General features: G+C 30.6%; 1 protein-coding gene. It reads right to left on the minus strand.

The window, feature by feature from the left end; translation table 11 throughout:
• Positions 1-352, minus strand: a 352-nt coding sequence (locus tag AC1DTM_RS31245) for a ThiF family adenylyltransferase (RefSeq protein ID WP_477001793.1), incomplete at its 3' end; no start/stop codon positions are given.
• Between the last annotated feature and the right edge of the window lie 175 nt (positions 353-527).

Raw genomic sequence — 527 nt, forward strand, 5'->3', positions numbered from 1 at the left:
CTTTTATAAGTTTAATTACATTATCCTCGTCTACTCTTGTTTGTATAAAATTTGTTGATATATAAGGGTGTATATCTTTTACAACTTGTTCTGCAACCTTTGCTTTTGGTTCACCTAAAACACTAGAAAGCGCTAACATTTGTCTGTTAATATTAGAAACTTCAAATTCATCGGGATCAACACCGGTAATATGCCCTATTCCCATTCGAGAAAACAAAATTGCTTCATATCCACCTACTCCCCCTAGTCCAAAAATAATGACCCTCTTATCTCGAAGGCATTCTTGTTCCTGTTTAGAATAAACCCCTATATTCTTCTTAACCATTTCCCAATAATATGAATCCATTTCCATTTTAAAAGCTCCCTTCTATGTAGTAACCATCTCAAGAAACATTACTTATGAAATAACTTCTACATATAAAAATAAAATAGATTTATGTCATTTCTGTGTGTTATTTGCAAAAAATGTGAAAAGACTTTCAATTCTTACTTTTAACTTCTATTTTGAGTAAGTTAATACAATAATC

Source organism: Bacillus sp. P4_D3 (genome assembly GCF_056401855.1).